General features: G+C 74.5%; 1 protein-coding gene and 1 tRNA gene. Both read left to right on the forward strand.

The annotated features are described in order from the left end of the window. The first annotated feature begins 18 nt into the window (after positions 1-18). On the forward strand, positions 19-1,095 hold the full coding sequence (locus tag Q8S40_RS18300) for an NAD(P)/FAD-dependent oxidoreductase (RefSeq protein WP_305671530.1): 1,077 nt from the start codon (positions 19-21) through the stop codon (positions 1,093-1,095). Between the two features lie 69 nt (positions 1,096-1,164). Continuing rightward, positions 1,165-1,240: transfer RNA gene (locus tag Q8S40_RS18305), tRNA-Glu, on the forward strand. Positions 1,241-1,668 lie beyond the last annotated feature (428 nt).

Here is a 1,668-nt window from a genome sequence, read left to right on the forward strand (position 1 = left end):
GGTGGAGGGGCCGGGCGGATGAGGACGCTGATCCTCGGCGGCGGCCCGGCTGGTGCCGCGGCGGCCATCACCCTGGCGCGGGCCGGCGCCGCGCCGATTCTGGTGGAGCGCGCCGCGCAGCCGGTCGAGAAGGTCTGCGGCGAATTCCTCGGCGCCGATGCCGCTTCCCTGCTGGCCGGGCTTGGGCTCGACCTGCCCGGCCTGGGCGCCGTGCCGATCCGTCGCGCCTGGTTCGGCGCCGGGCGGCATCGCGGCGATTTCGCGCTGCCCTTCCCGGCCTGGTCGCTGCCGCGCATGACGCTGGATGCCGCGCTGCTGCGCCGCGCCGCCGCCGAAGGGGCGGAACTGCGCTGCGGTGCCGCGGCGGTGGCCGCCGAGCCGGCGCGGGAGGGCTGGCGGCTGCGCCTGGCGGATGGCGCGGTGCTGGAAGGCGGGCGGCTGGTGCTGGCCACCGGCAAGCATGAGATGCGCGGCCTGGCGCGTGCCGCCCCGCCCGGCGCGCTGGGGCTGAAGCTGGCGCTGGAGGGGGTGGAACTCGGCGATGCCATTGCCCTGCTGGCCTTCCGTGGCGGCTATGCCGGGTTGCAGCCGCGCGCCGGTGGCGGTGCCAATCTGTGCCTGGCGCTGGCCCCCGGCACGCCCGGCCTGGCGCAGGCGGCGCGTGATCCGGCGGCGCTGCTGGCGATGGTGCGGCAGGGCTCCGCCCTGGCGGCCACGCTGCTGCGGCATGCGCGACCGGGCTGGGTGCGGCCGCTGGCGGTGGGCGGCGTGCCCTATGGCTTCATCCACGGCGCCGCAGGACCGGCGGGGCTGTTCCGGGTGGGGGACCAGGCCGCGGTCGTCCCATCGCTCTGCGGCGACGGCATCGCCATGGCGCTCGCCTCCGGCCAGCGGGCCGGAATGGCCATCGCGCAGGGCGGCACGGAGGCGGCGCACCATGCCGCCTGGGCACGGGCGGTGCGGCCGGGCATGCGGCTGGCGGGGGTCGCCGACGGGCTGATGGCGCGCGCGCCTTCGGCGCTGGTGCTGGCCGTGGCAGGGCTGCCCGGCCTCGCCGGCTGGGCCGCCCGGCAGACCAGGATGGGGCTGGCCTGACCGGGTGGCGGCGCAAAAGGGGGTTGACCGGAAGGCGATCGGACGCCATACGGCCCGCCATCCCAGCCTGTCCCGTTCGTCTAGAGGCCTAGGACACGGCCCTTTCAAGGCTGTAACACGGGTTCGAATCCCGTACGGGGCACCATTTTCTTCAATGGGTTAGGGGCGCGCTGCGCCTGCCTCTCCAACAGGCTCTCCAATATCGCCTCGAAACCGGGCGGGATATCTGGGGACGGTGAAGGGCAGGCTGTTTGCTGCCAACACCGCGCAGACGCCATGAATCTGGTCTCGCCAGGCGCAACAGCGCATCTCGGCTTTACGCCGCCGCCTCCCGCCACTCCGCAATCTGCGCTTGGTCGCGAGCCGCCGGCGCCGCCCGGCCGGGCACTCCCCCCTTTCGATTTCTCGACTCTCCTCGGGCGTAGACGAACCGCCGCACGCCGACATCGCGCATTCGCCGCGTCACCCAGTTCGCGATTGCGTGATCTTACGTTGTGCGCAACGGCTTAGGCGGCCGGGCGGGTGCTGGACACACCGCAGCCCGGCCTGACCACCAGCCGCGACCCGGCAGGC

Source organism: Falsiroseomonas sp. (assembly GCF_030695085.1).
Classification (GTDB): domain Bacteria; phylum Pseudomonadota; class Alphaproteobacteria; order Acetobacterales; family Acetobacteraceae; genus Falsiroseomonas.